Annotated in this window: 13 protein-coding genes; 4 read left to right on the forward strand and 9 right to left on the reverse strand. The window is 56.1% G+C overall.

The window, feature by feature from the left end; all coding sequences use genetic code 11:
• Nucleotides 1-97: 97 nt before the first annotated feature.
• The 7 genes from carB to G536_RS31800 form a co-directional block, all read right to left on the reverse strand.
• The gene (gene carB, locus G536_RS0112335; RefSeq protein WP_022823905.1) at nucleotides 98-3,328 is read right to left on the reverse strand and encodes a carbamoyl-phosphate synthase (glutamine-hydrolyzing) large subunit; all 3,231 of its coding nucleotides are present in this window, start codon (nucleotides 3,326-3,328) and stop codon (nucleotides 98-100) included.
• A 96-nt stretch (nucleotides 3,329-3,424) separates the two neighbouring features.
• Nucleotides 3,425-3,793 (reverse strand): hypothetical protein, encoded by a 369-nt coding sequence (locus G536_RS0112340; protein WP_022823906.1) that lies wholly within the window; start codon nucleotides 3,791-3,793, stop codon nucleotides 3,425-3,427.
• 128 nt (nucleotides 3,794-3,921) lie between these two features.
• Nucleotides 3,922-4,998, reverse strand: a complete 1,077-nt coding sequence (carA, locus tag G536_RS0112345; RefSeq protein ID WP_022823907.1) for a glutamine-hydrolyzing carbamoyl-phosphate synthase small subunit — start codon at nucleotides 4,996-4,998, stop codon at nucleotides 3,922-3,924.
• A 98-nt stretch (nucleotides 4,999-5,096) separates the two neighbouring features.
• Complete coding sequence (locus G536_RS0112350) at nucleotides 5,097-6,260, reverse strand: aspartate aminotransferase family protein (protein ID WP_022823908.1); 1,164 nt, start codon at nucleotides 6,258-6,260, stop codon at nucleotides 5,097-5,099.
• Nucleotides 6,261-6,370: 110 nt separating this feature from the next.
• Nucleotides 6,371-7,351 carry an N-acetyl-gamma-glutamyl-phosphate reductase gene (gene argC, locus G536_RS0112355; RefSeq protein ID WP_022823909.1) on the reverse strand — a complete coding sequence of 327 codons (981 nt, stop codon included), beginning with the start codon at nucleotides 7,349-7,351 and terminating at the stop codon, nucleotides 6,371-6,373.
• Nucleotides 7,341-8,528, reverse strand: a complete 1,188-nt coding sequence (gene argG, locus G536_RS0112360) for an argininosuccinate synthase (protein ID WP_022823910.1) — start codon at nucleotides 8,526-8,528, stop codon at nucleotides 7,341-7,343. Before argG ends, argC begins: the two co-directional genes overlap by 11 nt.
• Nucleotides 8,528-9,109 (reverse strand): argininosuccinate synthase, encoded by a 582-nt coding sequence (locus G536_RS31800; RefSeq protein ID WP_022823911.1) that lies wholly within the window; start codon nucleotides 9,107-9,109, stop codon nucleotides 8,528-8,530. Before G536_RS31800 ends, argG begins: the two co-directional genes overlap by 1 nt.
• Before the next feature lie 599 nt (nucleotides 9,110-9,708).
• On the opposite strand from G536_RS31800, the gene argB reads away from it, so the two are divergent.
• From argB to argH, 3 genes are all read left to right on the forward strand, one after another.
• Entirely contained in the window at nucleotides 9,709-10,491 is a 783-nt protein-coding gene (argB, locus tag G536_RS0112370; protein WP_022823912.1) for an acetylglutamate kinase, read from the forward strand.
• On the forward strand, nucleotides 10,479-11,549 hold the full coding sequence (locus G536_RS0112375; RefSeq protein WP_022823913.1) for a M20 family metallo-hydrolase: 1,071 nt from the start codon (nucleotides 10,479-10,481) through the stop codon (nucleotides 11,547-11,549). The genes argB and G536_RS0112375 overlap by 13 nt, the downstream gene beginning before the upstream one ends.
• Nucleotides 11,550-11,710: 161 nt before the next feature.
• Nucleotides 11,711-13,015 carry an argininosuccinate lyase gene (gene argH / locus G536_RS0112380; protein ID WP_022823914.1) on the forward strand — a complete coding sequence of 435 codons (1,305 nt, stop codon included), beginning with the start codon at nucleotides 11,711-11,713 and terminating at the stop codon, nucleotides 13,013-13,015.
• Nucleotides 13,016-13,638: 623 nt separating this feature from the next.
• Here argH and G536_RS32170 read toward each other — a convergent pair.
• On the reverse strand, nucleotides 13,639-13,830 hold the full coding sequence (locus G536_RS32170; RefSeq protein ID WP_022823915.1) for a hypothetical protein: 192 nt from the start codon (nucleotides 13,828-13,830) through the stop codon (nucleotides 13,639-13,641).
• Nucleotides 13,831-13,981: 151 nt separating this feature from the next.
• Between G536_RS32170 and G536_RS30625 the strand changes: the two genes are divergently transcribed.
• Nucleotides 13,982-14,932 carry an energy transducer TonB gene (locus G536_RS30625; RefSeq protein ID WP_022823916.1) on the forward strand — a complete coding sequence of 317 codons (951 nt, stop codon included), beginning with the start codon at nucleotides 13,982-13,984 and terminating at the stop codon, nucleotides 14,930-14,932.
• Nucleotides 14,933-15,013: 81 nt separating this feature from the next.
• Here the strand turns inward: G536_RS30625 and lpdA are convergent, their stop codons facing one another.
• Nucleotides 15,014-16,408 carry a dihydrolipoyl dehydrogenase gene (gene lpdA, locus G536_RS0112395; RefSeq protein WP_022823917.1) on the reverse strand — a complete coding sequence of 465 codons (1,395 nt, stop codon included), beginning with the start codon at nucleotides 16,406-16,408 and terminating at the stop codon, nucleotides 15,014-15,016.
• Nucleotides 16,409-16,656: the final 248 nt, after the last annotated feature.

Below are 16,656 nucleotides of genomic sequence, written 5' to 3' on the forward strand. Positions count from 1 at the left end.
CGAAGCATCTCTACCGCTTCGTTAGGTTAATTCCCAACGAAGCGGTAGAGATGCTTCGACAAGCTCAGCATGACGTTCTTTTCTGCTAGTTCAGGCCCTACATCGCCTTATACTCGTTCCAGCTCTTGATCTTCAGGTCCTTCATTTCCAGCGTGCAGAAGGCTTGGATGAAGGCCTTGGCCAGGCGGGCATTGGTCAGCAAGCCAACTCCGAAGTCCACTGCCGTGCGGCGGATTTTGTAGTCGTTGTCCAGCTCGCCCTTCGAGAGGTTCTTAGGGATGTTGATAACCAAGTCGATTTTCTTCTCCTTGAGGTACGTCAGCACGTTGGGCTCCTGGTGGTCGTCGGGCCAGAAGACGAGGGAGCTGGGCACGTTGTGTTCGGCAAAGAAGCGGTGCGTGCCCTGCGTAGCGTAGATGCTATAGCCGCTTTGCACCAGCAACCGCGCCGATTCTAGCAGCGCTATCTTGGAGATGATGGGGCCGCTGGAAATCAGCACCGACTTCTGCGGGATTTTGTAGCCCACGCTCAGCATCGATTTCAGCAGGGCTTCCTCGGCCGTATCGCCCAAGCAGCCGACCTCGCCGGTGCTCACCATGTCCACGCGCAACACGGGGTCGGCGCCGGGCAGGCGGGTAAACGAGAACTGCGGGGCCTTCACGCCCACGAAGGGCAGGTCGTAGACCAACTCGCTCGCGTCACGCTCCACTTTCTTGCCCAACAGCACCTGAGTGGCTTTCTTGATGAGGTTGTTGCCCGATACTTTCGACACGAACGGGAAGGAGCGCGAGGCGCGGATGTTGCACTCAATCACCCGGATTTCGCGGTTTTTCTCCAGGAACTGGATGTTGAACGGCCCGCTGATTTCGTAGCGCTTGGCAATCTTCTCGGCAATAATTTTGAGCTTGCGCACCGTGCCCACGTACACGCGCTGCGGGGGGTAGTACATGGTGGCGTCGCCGGAGTGCACGCCGGCAAACTCCACGTGCTCGGAAATGGCGTAGCTCACGATTTCGCCCTTGTCGGCCACCGCATCCAGCTCTATTTCCTTGGCTTCCTGGATAAACTCCGACACCACCACCGGGTATTCGGCACTTACCTCGGTGGCCGCTTTCAAGAACGACTCCATCTCAAACGCGTTGGACACCACGTTCATCGCCGCCCCCGACAGCACGTAGCTCGGACGAATCAGGACGGGGTAGCCTACCTCGCCCACAAACTCGAACATCGCCTCTAAGGAAGTCAGCTCTTTCCAGCGGGGCTGCCCAATGCCTAGCTCATCCATGATGCTGCTGAACTTATGGCGGTTCTCGGCTTCGTCAATGCGGGCCGGGGCGGTACCCAAGATAGGCGCGTTGGCATCGGCCAGGCGAGTAGCCAAGTTGTTCGGAATCTGGCCGCCAGTGCTCAGAATCACGCCGTTGGGCTGCTCGAACTCCAGAATATCCATCACCCGCTCGAAGCTCAGCTCCTCGAAGTACAGCCGGTCCGAAACGTCGTAGTCGGTGCTTACGGTTTCAGGGTTGTAGTTGATGATGATGGTTTTGTAGCCCTCTTCGGCGGCCGTCTGCACGGCATTCACGCCGCACCAGTCGAACTCCACGGAGCTGCCGATGCGGTATACACCCGAACCCAGCACCACAATCGACTTATCGGTTTCGGGCGCCAGGTCGTTTTCGGTGCCGTGGTAGGTGCTGTAGAGATAGTTGGTTTTGGCTGGAAATTCAGCCGCCAGCGTGTCAATCTGCTTGATGACCGGCAGCACGCCCAGCGCCTTGCGGCGGGCCCGCACCAACAACTCGTCGGCTTTCACGTCGCCTTCGCCCAGCACCTTTACGGCAATTTGCTGGTCCGAGAAACCAGCCTTTTTCACCTCGCGCAGCAGAGTGGTTTCCAGCGCATCTAGGCCGTTGCTACGCTTGGCAGCAAGTTGGTTGCCCAGCTCGAAAATGGTAAGCAGCCGCTGCAAAAACCACAGGTCAATTTTGGTCAGGTCGTGCACCTGCTTGATGGTGTAGCCCGCCTCAAACGCCAGATTTATGGCGAAAATGCGCTCCTCATTGGGCTCGCTCAGCAGCAGATCGATGGTTTTGTTGTCCACCTGCTCGGGCTTGTTGGCCACGAAACCGCGCTTGCCGGTGTCCAACATGCGCAGGCCCTTTTGAATGGCTTCCTCGAAGGATTTACCGATGGCCATTACCTCGCCCACACTCTTCATGGCGGAACCAATCTGCCGGTTCACGCCCTCGAACTTGCCCAAGTCCCAGCGCGGCAGTTTCACCACCACATAGTCCAAAGCTGGCTCGAAGAAGGCCGAAGTGGTCTGGGTCACGCTGTTTTTCAGCTCGGCCAATGAGTAGCCCAAGCTTAGCTTGGCGGCCACAAACGCCAGCGGATAGCCCGTGGCCTTGGAAGCCAGCGCCGAGGAGCGCGACAAGCGGGCATTCACCTCAATCACGCGGTAGTCCTCCGAAACGGGGTCGAGGGCGTACTGAATATTGCACTCGCCCACGATGCCGAGGTGACGGATGGTTTTGATGCCGATGCTGCGCAGCTTATGGTACTCGCGGTTGCTCAACGTCTGCGACGGAGCCACTACGATGCTCTCCCCGGTGTGAATGCCGATGGGGTCGAAGTTTTCCATGTTGCAGACCGTGATGCAGTTATCATACTGGTCGCGCACCACTTCGTACTCCACTTCCTTCCACCCCTTCAACGACTCTTCCACCAGAATCTGGTCGGAAGTGGTGAAGGACTTTTGGGCCAGGGTCCGCAGTTCGTCCATGTTATTGGCGAAACCGCTGCCTAGCCCGCCGAGCGCAAACGCCGCCCGCACGATGATAGGGAAACCGATTTTCTCGGCTGCGGCCAGCGCGTCGTCCATGTTCGTTACGGCCACGCTGCGGGCCGAAAACACCCCAATCTGCTCGAGCTTCTCTTTGAAAATATCCCGGTCCTCGGTGTCGATGATGCTTTGCACGGGCGTGCCCAGCACTTTCACTCCGTACTTCTCAAATATGCCGTCACGGTACAGGGCTACGGCGCAGTTCAGGGCCGTTTGGCCGCCAAACGCTACCAGAATGCCATCGGGCTGCTCCTTCTTGATGACTTCCTCCACGAAGAAGGGCGTCACGGGAAGGAAGTACACGTCATCGGCAATGTTGTCCGACGTCTGCACGGTGGCAATGTTGGGGTTGATGAGGATGGTACGGATACCTTCCTCTTTCAGCGCTTTCAGGGCCTGCGAGCCAGAATAATCGAACTCTCCGGCCTCCCCAATCTTGAGTGCGCCAGAACCGAGGACAAGAACTTTGTTAGGTTTTTCCATTCTAAGGGTTAGGGTAACAGGCCGCGGGTGCGGTCATGTTCAAAGGCAGTCGTACTATATCGGCTACAGCCGGGTGCTTGCGTAGCAGCGTAGGTTTTACTTGGTAAAAACGGTGTCACTTTTCACTATTTCCCATTCACCCGACGGACGTTTGGCCATCCAGAGCCGGACAGTGGCGTCGGCACGCTCACCATCCAAGAAGAAGCGAAAGGAGAGAGAATCTTTTGTAGAGCCGAGTTTCTCCACCTTGAAGTTTTTGGCAGTTATTTCTCCTGTTCTGCTGGTTATCCGAGGGGAAACTCGGGCCGAACTCATGGCCATACTAATCAAGTCGCCTGGTCCGCCCAGTACTGCTTTCATAATCGTCCGCTGGCCCATGTTCTTGACGAAATAGAAGCCTGCGAAAGCCAAAGCGCCCAACAGCAAATATCCCCAGTTCGGAAAACCTCTACCTTTTGCTTGCATGAGAGTAGTGCGAATGAATAGCAGAATACTAGTCGCAAAGAACCCTATATTCTGCTATTCAAAAAAACTGCGAGCGTACTGGCCTCCCACTTTTCAAGCAGGCATTCAGCAGAGCACTCTAGTTCACTCTACTTTGCCGCCTTGTGCTCGGCAACGGCTTTCAGGAAGTCATCGAACAGGAACTCGGTATCCTCGGGGCCTCCAGCGGCCTCGGGGTGGAACTGGGTGGAGAAGAACGGCTTGGTTTTGTGCTTAATACCTTCGCAGGTGCCGTCGTTGAGGTTCTCGAACAGCATGGACCACTCAGCGGGCAACGTGTCAGTATCCACCGCGAAACCGTGGTTTTGGCTGGTGATGTAGCTACGCTGGGTGCCCGTGAGTTTCACCGGCTGGTTGTGGCTGCGGTGGCCGTACTTCAGCTTGAACGTGTCGCCGCCCGCCGCCAGACCCATGAGCTGGGAGCCCAGGCAGATGCCGAAAATAGGCTTGTCCTGGCCTAGTGCGGTTTGCAGGTGGCCGATGGTCGCAGTGCACATCTTCGGGTCGCCGGGGCCGTTGCTGAGGAACAGGCCGTCGTAGTCGAGCGTGGTAAAGTCGTAGTCCCAGGGCACGCGAATCAGCTCCACGTCGCGCTGGAGGAAGCAACGGATGATGTTGGTCTTGGTACCGCAGTCAACGAGCACGATTTTGTGCTGGCCGTTGCCGTAGTGCTTTACCTCGGTGGGGCTCACTTGCGCTACCAGGTTGTCCTGGTTGGGGTCGTGCAGCTCCACGTCTTCCTCGGCCACAATCTTACCCAGCATGGCTCCCTTTTCCCGCAGGATTTTGGTGAGCATGCGGGTATCCACGCCGAAGATGCCGGGGATGTTGTACTCCTTGAGCCAGTCACCGAGGCTTTTGGCGGCGTTCCAGTGGCTGTGTTCCTCGGAGTAGTAGTTCACCACGAGGCCGGCAATGTGAATCTTATCCGACTCGAAAATCTTGGAAACCGACTCGTACAATTCCTCGCCGGGTACGCCGTAGTTGCCTACCATCGGGTAGGTGAGCACCAGAATCTGGCCGGCGAAAGAGGGGTCGGTGAGGTTTTCGGGGTAGCCGGTCATGGCCGTGCTAAATACTACCTCCCCGGCAGTAGAGGTAAACGCGCCGAAGGATTCGCCCTGGATTTCGGTGCCGTCTTCCAGCACCAGCTTTACTTGCTTCATCAGTTGATGGAAATTCTAGTGAGTGACTTAAGCTATGCTAGGCCTAAAAAAATCCCCTCCTCTGATGGTGCGCATCAAGCAAGGAGGGGAAGTAACTTTTAGTCCAGCGCGGAGGCCTGCTGAATGACGTTAACCGATTTCTCTGTCAGCGCATACAACGCTTGTAGGAATCGGTCAACTTCGGCCTTGGTAATGTTGAGTGGCGGGAGTAAGCGGAGCACTGTCGGGTCGGAGGCGTTGCCTACAAAGATATGGAAGTCCGAGAGCAGCTTGTCCCGTACCTCTTTGATGGGGAAATCGTACTTGATGCCCACCATCAGGCCCCGCCCCCGGATTTCCTCGGCCCCGGCATTCATTTCCAGTTCCGAGCGGAGGTAGTGGCCTAGCTCGGTGGCGTGGGCCAGCAAGTCTTCCTGGTCGATAACCTCCAGCACCGCTAGTGCCGCCGCGCAGGCGAGGTGGTTGCCGCCAAACGTAGTGCCCAGCAGACCATACGACGCCTTCAACTCCGGCGCAATCAGGATGCCGCCGATGGGGAAGCCGTTGCCCATGCCTTTCGCTATTGAAATTACATCGGGGCGGATGCCGGCGTGCTGGTGCGCGAAAAACTTACCGCTACGGCCGTAGCCGCTCTGCACCTCATCGGCAATCAGCAGCGCGCCGTACTGCTTGCACAGCGCCGCCAGGCCAACCAGGAACTCATCGGATGGCATGATGATACCGCCTACGCCCTGGATGGGCTCGATGATGGCCGCGCACACGTCACCGCCCTGTAGCACTTGCTCCACTGCCGCCAAGTCGTATTCCACGAAGGAAATGGCGTGGTCGGCATTGAAGGGTGCCACGATTTTAGGGTTATCAGTAGCGGCTACCGCGCCGGACGTACGGCCGTGGAAAGCGCCCTTGAAGGCCACCACGCGCTTTTTGCCGGTGTGGAACGACGCTAGCTTCAGCGCATTCTCGTTGGCCTCGGCACCCGAGTTGCACAGGAACAGCGAGTACTCCTCGTAGCCCGACACCTGCCCTAGCTTGTGCGCCAGCTCCGCTTGGATCGGAATCTGCACCGAATTGGAGTAGAAACCGATGTTCTGCAACTGCTCGGTGAGGCGCTGCACGTAATGCGGGTGGCTGTGGCCGATGGAAATAACAGCGTGGCCGCCGTAGAAATCCAGGTATTCCTGACCCTTGTCGTCCCAAAGTTTCGCCCCCAGCGCCTTTACCGGCGTGATGTTGACGAGTGGGTACACGTTGAAAAGCTCCATAGTATAGCAGTGAGAGCTGAAAGGTTAGAACTTAGGGCAAACTTACTTCGAACAGCGCATAAGAGCGTCATTCCAAGCAAAGCATAGCCAAGAAATGACACTCTTTTGAGTTAATACAGTCCCGCTTTCAATCCTAGGCCTGTCGTTTCGGGCAAGCCGAAGAGCAGGTTCATGTTCTGGATTGCTTGGCCGGAAGCGCCCTTCACTAGGTTATCGATAACCGACGTGATGAGCAGCTGCTTGCCGAATTTTTGGACGTGTAGCAGGCACTTATTGGTATTGACTACCTGCTTCAAGTGAATCTCCTTGTCCGATACCGTGGTGAACGGCGCATCGGCGTAGAATTTCTGATACAGCTCCCGCGCTTCCTCCTGCGTCAAATCCGACGGCGTGTACACGCTGGCAAATATGCCCCGCGAGAAGTTGCCGCGGTACGGGATAAAGTTGATCTGGATGTCGCCGCTGGGTTGTAGCTGCGCCAAACTCTCCCCTATCTCGCCGAGGTGCTGGTGCGTGAAGGGCTTGTATATGGACATGTTGTTGGTGCGCCACGAGAAGTGCACCGTTTCTGACAAGCTCTGCCCCGCGCCCGTGCTGCCCGTAATGGCCGACACGTGCACATCGTCGGTCAGCTTGCCCGCTTGCGCTAGCGGCAGCAAGGCCAGCTGAATAGCCGTGGCAAAGCAGCCGGGGTTGGCAATGCTCTGGGCTTGCTGGATGCGGCTGCGGTTCAGCTCCGGCAACCCGTACACGAACTCCCGCTCACCAAATTCCGCATCGGCTTCCAAACGGAAGTCGTTGCTCAGGTCGATGATGTGCGTCGTTTCGGGCAGTTCGTGTTTCTCGAGCCACGCTTTGGAATTGCCGTGGCCTAGGCACAGAAACACCACGTCTTCATCACCAGCCAGCTCCGAGACAAACACCAAGTCCGTCTCGCCCACCAAGTCGTCGTGGACTTGATGGATGGGGTTGCCGGCGTTGGAAGAACTGACGATGGCACCTAGTTCCGCGTATTCATGGTGCAGCAGAATGCGGAGTAGCTCCCCGGCCGTGTAGCCGGCGCCACCTACAATGCCGACCTTAATTTTCATCGTTAAAGGAAGAGTGAATGCGGAGCTGGTTGCTGAAGATTTTGATGAAGCCTTTAGCGTCGCGGCCGTCCCAGGCGTCGTTTTCTTCGCCGTAGGTAGCCACTTTGGAACGCATCATATCGTACCGCGACTCGATGCCTTGCAGCTCGAACTGATAGGGCTTCAACGTCACGAATACCTTGCCCGACACCCGCTCCTGCGACGACGTGAGGAAGGCCTCCATGTCGCGCATCACCGGGTCAAGGTACTGCGCTTCGTGCAGCAGCGTGCCGTACCAGTTGGCGATGTAGTCTTTGTGCAGCAGCTGCCACCGGCTAGAGGTGTGCTTCTCCAGCAAGTGGTGCGCTTTCAACAGAATCAGCGGGGCTGGCGCCTCAAAACCTACGCGGCCTTTAATACCCAAAATCGTGTCGCCCACGTGGGTGTCGCGGCCGATGGCATAGGTACCCGCCAGCTCGTTCAGCGCCTGAATCAGCTCCACAGGGTTCATGGTTTTGCCATCCAACGCTACCGGTTCGCCCTTCTCGAAGGTGATTTCGATGCTGGTTGGCTCGGTGGCGCTGATTTGCGTCGGGTACGCCGATTCGGGTAGCGCTTTGTTGGAAGTCAGCGTTTCGACGCCGCCCACGCTGGTGCCCCAAATACCCTTGTTGATGGAGTACTTGGCTTTCTCCCAGCTCATCTCGAAGCCGTGCTGGTTCAGGAAGTCAATTTCGGCTTGGCGCGACAGTTTCAGGTCACGAATCGGCGTGATGATTTCGGTGTTCGGCGAAATCACCGAGAAAGCCACATCGAAGCGCACTTGGTCGTTGCCGGCGCCGGTGCTGCCGTGGGCAATGTAGTCGGCCTTGTGCTCCCGGGCGTACTCAGCCAGCGCCAACGACTGGAACATGCGCTCCGCACTCACGCTCAGCGGATACGTGTCGTTCTTGAGGATATTGCCAAAAATGAGGTAGCGCAGGCAGTCCTGGTAGAAACGCTGGGTCACGTCGATTACCTCGTGCTTGGTCGAGCCCAGTTCGTAGGCGCGCTTCTCGATGGCCGCTAGCTCTTCGTCGGAAAAGCCGCCGGAGTTGACGATGACCGTGTGAACTTCCAGACCCAGCTCGCGGGTCAGATATACAACGCAGTAAGACGTATCTAGGCCGCCACTGTACGCTAAAACTACCTTTTTCATTAGTGGTTTTGGGGTGTTAGAATCTCAATAGACTCCTGTACAACTTGGCCGTATTGGTCGTCGAGCTTGTCGTAGACCATGCCAGTGCACAGGCACATTTTGCGCTCGTTTTCCATCAGGATGCCGTAGTTTTTGCAGCTAGAGCAGCCCTTCCAGAAATCGTCGCTTTGGGTCAATTCGGGGAAAGTAACCGGGCGGTAGCCCAGCTCATTGTTGATCTTCATCACGGCCGCGCTGGTCGTGATACCGAAGATTTTGGCCGCCGGGTACTTGGTGCGCGACAACTCAAACACGCGGTGCTTGATGGCGCGGCCCAAGCCTTCCTTGCGCAGCTCCGTGTTCACAATCAAGCCCGAGTTGACCACAAATTTGTTGTCCTCGAAGGTCTCGATGTAACAGAAGCCGGCGAGCTGCTCGTCGATGAACGCAATGATGGCGTCGCCCTTCACCATCTTCTTCACCAGATAGTTGGGGTCGCGCTTGGCGATGCCGACGCCCCGCGTTCTGGCGGATTCGGCGTACCACTGACAGAGGGTTTCCACATACTGCGCATCGGCAGCATCGGCGACTCGTAAAAGCATGGTCAAAGCTTAGTTGGTTGCCTTACTATACGGCAACAAGCTTGGAAAGATGATAAGGAAACATGAAGCTTGCGTAACAAGCTCCGCGGTAACTGACTGACGATCAGCAGGATGGCAAGCCGAAATGAGACGGGACCAGCAGATGAGTCGGGGAGCGGGTTAGTCCGGTAGATGACCGGAAAAAGGCGCACTATGGCTTACACTCGTGTCAGGCAGATTAATTCGTAGATGGTCTCTTCTGTGGGGTGTTCTTAACTTCCCCGTGCTGGTTTTTAGTATTCAAAAACACAGCCAAAGTAGTGCAGCCAGCGTTTAAGCTGGCATTGTTCGCAGGGCCGTCGTGGGCCGCAGCAAGCATACAGGAGAAGAGAGACGAATCATGACGGGCACCGCTGAGCGGTGTGAGGTGGTTTCTGCGGCTTTAAAATGCTGTGGGCCGCTAAATCGTTGCAAAACTAGATGTTTTTTTTCGGAAACTTTGCCTTCCTACTTTCAAAAACACCCGCTCAGCTTGGGGCTGAGTTAGCCACTTGGCGGTTGGAGGGGCTGTTTTGGCAGTTGCACCGACCTGAAAGCCGCATTTTATCTTTTCGTTACCCATGAGCGAAGTCCTGAAAATTTTCAAAATCGGCGGTGGTATTATCGACGATGCCAGCCAGCTCAGCGAGTTTCTGACGGCGCTGGCGCAGGTTTCCGGCCGCAAAATCCTGGTGCACGGCGGCGGCAAAGGTGCCAGCCAGATGCTGAAAAATCTTGGTATCGAGCCCCAGATGGTAGAAGGCCGCCGCATCACCGACGCCGCCACCCTCGACATCGTAACGATGTTCTATGCCGGCAAAACCAACAAGCAAGTGGTAGCCCTTTTGCAGGCGCAAGGCGTCAACGCGCTAGGGTTATCGGGGGCCGATGGCAACGTTGTTCAAGCCACCAAGCGGCCCGTACGCACCATCGACTACGGTTTTGTGGGCGACCTGGACGAGCACAGCATCAACACGAAACTGCTGGGGCAGCTGCTGGAAACGGGCCTTACGCCGGTGCTGTGCGCCATCACCCACGACGGGCAGGGCCAGTTGCTCAACACCAACGCCGATACCATTGCCAGTTCGTTGGCGCGGGCGTTGGCGGGTTCGTACACGGTGGAGCTGCACTTCTGCTTCGAGAAGGACGGCGTGCTGGCCGATATCAACGATGACGCCTCGGTTATCCCGCAGATTACTGCCGACCAGTACCAGCAGCTAAAAGCCGAGGGCGTCATTGCGGCCGGCATGGTGCCCAAGCTGGATAACGCCTTCGCCGCGCTGGAAGCCGGCGTGGAGCGCGTAGTGATTGAAAACGCGCTGAAAATCAACGAGCCGGTAAAAACCATCTTATGTCGGAGCTAATCGAGCGTCTTTCCGAAGACGCTATTCAGCTGCTAATTCAGCTGATTCAGACTCCTTCTTTCTCGCGGGAAGAAGACCAGACGGCGGACCTGATTTTTCGGTTTCTGGCTTTCCACGGGGCCCAGCCGCAGCGCGACAAAAACAACGTCTGGGCCACCACTCGGCCCATTGATGCCAGCAAACCCACCATCCTACTCAACTCCCACCACGACACCGTAAAGCCCGGCAGCACCTGGACCTACGACCCGTTTGCGGCAGTGCAGGAAGGCGACAAACTAGTTGGCCTGGGCAGCAACGACGCGGGCGCTTCGGCGGTGAGCTTGCTAGCCACGTTTCTATACTTCCATCAACAACCCAACCTGCCGTTCAACCTGATTTGCGCCATTACGGCCGAAGAAGAAGTATCGGGGGCCAACGGCATCCGGGCCATGTTGCCGCTGCTCCCTCCTATCGACCTGGGCATTGTGGGAGAACCGACCCAGATGGATTTGGCCATTGCGGAAAAAGGCTTGGTGGTATTGGACTGCGTCGCGCACGGCCGCACCGGCCACGCCGCCCGCGAAGAGGGCGAAAATGCCCTCTACAAGGCCCTGCCCGATATTCAGTGGTTCCAGCACTACCAGTTCCCGCAAGTATCGGAGCTGCTGGGCCCCACAAAAATGACTGTCACCCAGATTCAGGCCGGTTCGCAGCACAACGTAGTGCCGGACCGCTGCACGTTTGTAGTAGACGTGCGCACCAATGAACTGTATTCCAATGAGGAAGTGGTGCAGCTCGTGCGGGAGCATGTCGGGGCCGACGTGACGCCGCGTTCCACCCACCTCAACTCGTCGCGCATTGCCCTCACGCACCCGCTGGTGCAGCGCGGGCTGGCCCTGGGGCGGCGTACGTTCGGCTCGGCCACGCTGTCGGACCAGAGCATGATGCCCTTCCATACCGTGAAAGTTGGCCCCGGCGACTCGGCCCGTTCTCACACGCCCAACGAGTACATATTGCTCAGCGAAATTCGGGCGGGCATCCGGGGGTACGTAGCTTTACTAGATGGGCTACAGCTATAGAATACTAGAAACTAGTTCCCCTCAGATGAGGAGGGGTTAGGGGTGGTTGACCAATCGTTGAACGATAACTAGCGCTAGTTTCTAATTCTAATATTTATCAACCACTTCTAGCCCCTCCTCAGCTGAGGAAGAGGATTAGATGTTAGCTTAAATTCAAACACATGAAAATCTGGGAGAAAGGCATTGCTGTCGATAAGAAAATAGAACAGTTCACGGTAGGCCGTGACCGGGAGCTGGACGGTTATTTAGCGCGGTTCGACGTGCAGGCTTCTCAAGCGCAGGCGGCCATGCTGGCGTCGGTAGGCTTGATTTCCAAGCAGGAAAACACCCAGCTGCAACAAGGTCTCACGGAGCTAGCTGCCCAGATAGAAGCTGGCACGTTCACCATCGATGAGGGCTTCGAGGACGTGCACTCCAAGATTGAGTATTACCTGACCGAGAAGTTCGGCGACGCAGGCAAGAAAATCCACACCGCCCGCTCCCGCAACGACCAAGTGCTGACGGCCATCCAGCTCTTCCTGAAAGACTACACCGAGCAAGCTGCCGCACAAATTATGGCCTTGGTGGATGTGCTGCTGGCAAAAGCCGAAACCCACCAAGCCGACCTAATGCCCGGCTACACCCACTTTCAGGCGGCCATGCCCAGCAGCTTTGGCTTGTGGTTTTCAGCCTACGCCGAGCACCTGCTGCTAGACCTGGCCCTCCTAGAAGCCGCCCACACCGTAGCCGACCAAAACCCGCTGGGTTCGGGCGCCGGCTTCGGCAGTAGCTTCCCCATAGACCGGCAACTTACCACCCAACAAATGGGCTTCAGCAATCTAGCAGTTAGCTCGGTGGGTGCCCAGATGCTACGCGGCAAAACGGAAAAAACTGTGGCGTTTGCACTAGCAGGCGTAGCAGCTACCCTCTCGAAGTTGGCGTACGATTTGGTGCTTTACAACAGCCAGGACCTGGCGTTTGTGGAGCTTCCAGCGGCTTTCACCACGGGCTCCAGCATCATGCCACACAAGAAAAACCCCGACGTGTTTGAGCTAGTGCGGGCCCGCTGCAACGCCCTGCAAGGTTTGCCGACCACCATCATGCTGGCTACCAACAACCTGCCCAGTGGCTACCACCGTGACTTTCAGATCCTAAAGGAAATCCTGTTCGAGCCGATGATGCAGTTCCTCGACATCCTCGACATCCTGCTGTTCGCGCTGCCCCAACTAAAGATCAAGCCCGATCTGCTGAACCAAGCGAAGTACGACGGCATCTTCTCGGTGGAGAACATCAACCAGCTCATTCAGGCGGGCGTGCCGTTCCGGGAGGCGTATGTACAAGTGGGTCAGGCCGTAGACCAGGGCCGCTACGTACCGCGCCGCGAGTTTCATACCACTCACCTAGGCAGCGTACACAACCTGGGCCTGGCCGAGATTCGGGAGAAAGTAGCGCGGGTGCGGCAGGCTAGCAAGGTACTGCAAGGGTAGAGCACAACATTGAGCCGAAGCAATACGCGTAACAGAGGCTTGGGATTGTAGATTCAACTATATTCTCAAGCCTCTGTTGCATTTGCAGCCTACTGGTAAGTTATGGTGACTACTCTATAGAGTCGAGAGGTCGGCATGAACAGTTTTTATGCATGTACGGCCTGCCTCCATAACATTGACCACAGTTATGCGTGGCCTTTATATTCAGCTGAATAGTCGCTGCTTAACCTCAGCTTTGAAAAATATTTTTTATAGCCATTAAAACACAATCTCACGCTTCACTTTAATTATCAACAAGTTACAATTTATTCACTAATGAAAGTAAGTATACACTCACAAAATATTAGTGAGCTAACACTTACTAGTTAAAATACTTTTGTAATATTGCTCTCGTTATCAGCTAATGAATCCCCCCCATCAGCTGATAACCAATTCCCACGCTCCGTTTATGCAGGTGCCGACCCCACCCCGCCTGTAAAACCTTCGGATATGGGGCAGCTAGTTCAGTCCAGCTGTTCCGCAGATATTCGAATCCAAGTAGCCGGCCGCTTCGAACCACTTCGAGGCGACCGGCTTCTGCTTTATAGACAATTTAAGCCAAGCCTTATATAGCCCTATTTTAACTACTCTCGCTTATCAAGGCGGTTGGCGAATTTCCAGACTACCAGCACGCCGGCAATAAACTGAATGGCCAGCCCCAACAGAATCAGCCAGTCGCTGCCAGGGTAGTGCTGCGTTTTGAAGAGAGCCGCCATTAGCACCAGGGCCACTCCAATCAGGAGCAGGGTAATCAATAAACGATAAGAAAGCTTCATAAAGGTGCTGTGGCGGCAGAATCAGAATTGAATATGCAAGGATACGGGTGGCAAACCGCATTGTTTAACTTAAGTCGTCCGGAACACATTGGCTTGGGAGGCAACAGTAGCTACCGGGCTACCGCCGGAGTGCCGTATCTTGCGGGCCGCTATGTTTCGTATTCTGTTTCTCCTCATCTGCCTGTTAGGCAACTCTTCCATTAGTCGAGCGCAGAACCAGACCGTTCCACCTGATTCCAGCCGCAACAAGTCTTATCGGTATGAGGAAACCATGCCCGTGTTTCCGGGTGGACCGTCGGCACTGCTGAAGTTTCTTTCCGACAGTATGCGCTACCCCAAGTCGGCGCTACGCGACCAAGTGCAGGGCAAAGTGTTTATATCGTTCCTGGTGAATCCGGAAGGCCGCACCACCGACATCAAGGTAAAACAAGGTGTACGGGCCGACCTCGACGCGGAAGCCCTACGGGTAGCACAGCGCCTAACTCGAATTCAGTGGCAGCCGGGCACACAAAACCGGCGTCCCGTTACAGTATCGTACACTGTGCCACTCACGTTCAGCATCAATAACGGCCCCGGTGGCTTAGCCGCCGATTCGCTCGATCAATTGTCGATTCCGACGTTTCTGCTACCGGTAGCTACCTGGACCGCCAGCCGGGGGCCGCTGCCTGCTGATAAAGGACTAATATATGGTAGTTGCATCCAACGCCTGGGGTTTAGCAGCGGCGGGCTTCCGCAACATGTACTGCTTGTCAATCTTACCACTTACAAAATATTGCGGCTGATAGTAAAGCCGACCATGAAAAGTCGCAAAGAGAATGAGTTCTGCGTGACACTACCAGCCGGCTCCTACGCGCTATACCAGTATTATTACAGCTATGGCAACGACGAGCTACGCAAACCTACTAACCAAGCAGGCCCTATAGCTGCCACCCGCTATATACTCACAGTACAAGCCGGGCAGCTGAATTACGTAGGCACCTGGGATTTCAGCGTGCCGCAGCAACCCAGCTTCCGGCCTGACGAAACCGCCCTTCAGGAGCGTATCAACCCAACCTACCGGAAACTCGGCTTCGCCGATGCGGTGCTAGCAGTGCCCAAGTAGAATTGCACTCACACAAGAACGCCCCGAAACCGCATGGCTTCGGGGCGTTCTTGTGTATAGCAACTGAAAACTACGGCGGCCTTACAAGTGAATTACTTCACCGTAGGCGGCGGCGGCGGCTTCCATCACGGCTTCGCTCATAGTCGGGTGCGGGTGCACCGACTTGATGATTTCGTGGCCAGTAGTTTCCAGCTTGCGGGCTACCACTACTTCGGCAATCATTTCAGTTACGTTGGAACCTATCATGTGGGCACCCAACCACTCGCCGTACTTCTTGTCGAAGATAACTTTCACGAAGCCATCTTTCACACCACCAGCAGAAGCTTTGCCGGAGGCCGAGAAGGGGAATTTGCCTACCAGAACGTCGTAGCCTTGCTTTTTGGCTTCAGCTTCAGTAAGACCCACCGAGGCAATTTCCGGGGTAGCGTAGGTGCAGCCAGGAATGTTCTGGTAATTGAGCGGCTCAGGATTGTGGCCCGTAATCTTCTCAACACAGATAATGCCTTCGGCCGACGCAACGTGCGCCAGGGCCGGACCAGGTACAATGTCGCCGATGGCGTAGATACCGGGCACGTTGGTCTGGTAGTAATCGTCTACGATAACGCGGCCTTTCTCTACCTTGATGCCTAGCTCTTCCAAGCCGATGTTCTCCAGGTTGGTGCTCACGCCTACGGCGCTCAGTACCACGTCGCAGGCAATTTGCTGTTCGCCTTTCTCGGTTTTGATGGTTACGTTGCAGCCGTCGCCGGCGGTGTCTACTTTGGTTACCTCGGCGCTGGTTAGCACGTTGATGCCCATTTTCTTGAACGACTTCTCCATCTGGCGCGACACTTCCTCGTCCTCTACGGGCACGATGCGAGGCAAATATTCTACTACCGTCACCTCCGAGCCCATGGCGCGGTAGAAGTAGGCAAACTCAACGCCGATGGCACCCGAACCCACCACCACAAGGCGCTTGGGCTGCGTTTCGAGGCTCATGGCTTTGCGGTAGCCAATGATTTTCTTGTCGTCGATGGGCAAGTTGGGCAGCTGACGGGCGCGCGCACCCGTGGCCAGAATGATATGCTTGGCTTCTACCGTGTCCTTGGTGCCGTCAGCTTTGGTTAGCTCCACTTTGCCGGGAGCCAGCAACTTGCCGGTGCCCATAATGGCGTCAATCTTGTTCTTTTTGAACAGGAAGTTGATGCCCTTGCTCATGCCATCAGCTACCCCGCGGCTGCGGTTGACCACGGCGTTGAAATCGAAACTTACGCCCTCGGCCTTCAGGCCATAATCACTGGCGTGGTTGAGGTATTCAAACACCTGAGCACTTTTGAGCAAGGCTTTGGTGGGAATGCAGCCCCAGTTGAGGCAGATGCCGCCGAGGGATTCCCGCTCGATGACGCCAACTTTCAGACCAAGCTGGGAGGCGCGGATGGCGGCTACGTAGCCGCCCGGCCCAGAGCCGACCACGACCAGGTCGTATTGCAATGCCATAGTGTATTCAGGTTGAAGGTGAGAATATAGATACCCGCCGCCGGCCGGAGTTGCCATCCAGGGGTCGGCAAAGATAGGCAGGCGGCGCGTCTCCTCAACAGCTTACTACCGCTGGTAATTCCCGGCAGCGGACCTGTGGCAGCCGAAGCCGCGCTACACCCCGTATAAAGCCTAGTTTGAAGCCATACGCAGGCCTATAGCCACTTTCACCGGATTAGTACGTATAACATATCGTAGCAAAATCTGGT

Origin of the sequence: Hymenobacter norwichensis DSM 15439 (assembly GCF_000420705.1) — a bacterium.
Taxonomy (GTDB): Bacteria; Bacteroidota; Bacteroidia; order Cytophagales; family Hymenobacteraceae; genus Hymenobacter; species Hymenobacter norwichensis.

Excerpts from the sequence above, each read along its gene's own strand:
- carB (WP_022823905.1), bottom strand. The coding sequence starts at position 3,328 with ATGGAAAAACCTAACAAAGTTCTTGTCCTCGGTTCTGGCGCACTCAAG.
- G536_RS0112340 (WP_022823906.1), bottom strand. The coding sequence starts at position 3,793 with ATGCAAGCAAAAGGTAGAGGTTTTCCGAACTGGGGATATTTGCTGTTG.
- carA (WP_022823907.1), bottom strand. The coding sequence starts at position 4,998 with ATGAAGCAAGTAAAGCTGGTGCTGGAAGACGGCACCGAAATCCAGGGC.
- G536_RS0112350 (WP_022823908.1), bottom strand. The coding sequence starts at position 6,260 with ATGGAGCTTTTCAACGTGTACCCACTCGTCAACATCACGCCGGTAAAG.
- argC (WP_022823909.1), bottom strand. The coding sequence starts at position 7,351 with ATGAAAATTAAGGTCGGCATTGTAGGTGGCGCCGGCTACACGGCCGGG.
- argG (WP_022823910.1), bottom strand. The coding sequence starts at position 8,528 with ATGAAAAAGGTAGTTTTAGCGTACAGTGGCGGCCTAGATACGTCTTAC.
- G536_RS31800 (WP_022823911.1), bottom strand. The coding sequence starts at position 9,109 with ATGCTTTTACGAGTCGCCGATGCTGCCGATGCGCAGTATGTGGAAACC.
- argB (WP_022823912.1), top strand. The coding sequence starts at position 9,709 with ATGAGCGAAGTCCTGAAAATTTTCAAAATCGGCGGTGGTATTATCGAC.
- G536_RS0112375 (WP_022823913.1), top strand. The coding sequence starts at position 10,479 with ATGTCGGAGCTAATCGAGCGTCTTTCCGAAGACGCTATTCAGCTGCTA.
- argH (WP_022823914.1), top strand. The coding sequence starts at position 11,711 with ATGAAAATCTGGGAGAAAGGCATTGCTGTCGATAAGAAAATAGAACAG.
- G536_RS32170 (WP_022823915.1), bottom strand. The coding sequence starts at position 13,830 with ATGAAGCTTTCTTATCGTTTATTGATTACCCTGCTCCTGATTGGAGTG.
- G536_RS30625 (WP_022823916.1), top strand. The coding sequence starts at position 13,982 with ATGTTTCGTATTCTGTTTCTCCTCATCTGCCTGTTAGGCAACTCTTCC.
- lpdA (WP_022823917.1), bottom strand. The coding sequence starts at position 16,408 with ATGGCATTGCAATACGACCTGGTCGTGGTCGGCTCTGGGCCGGGCGGC.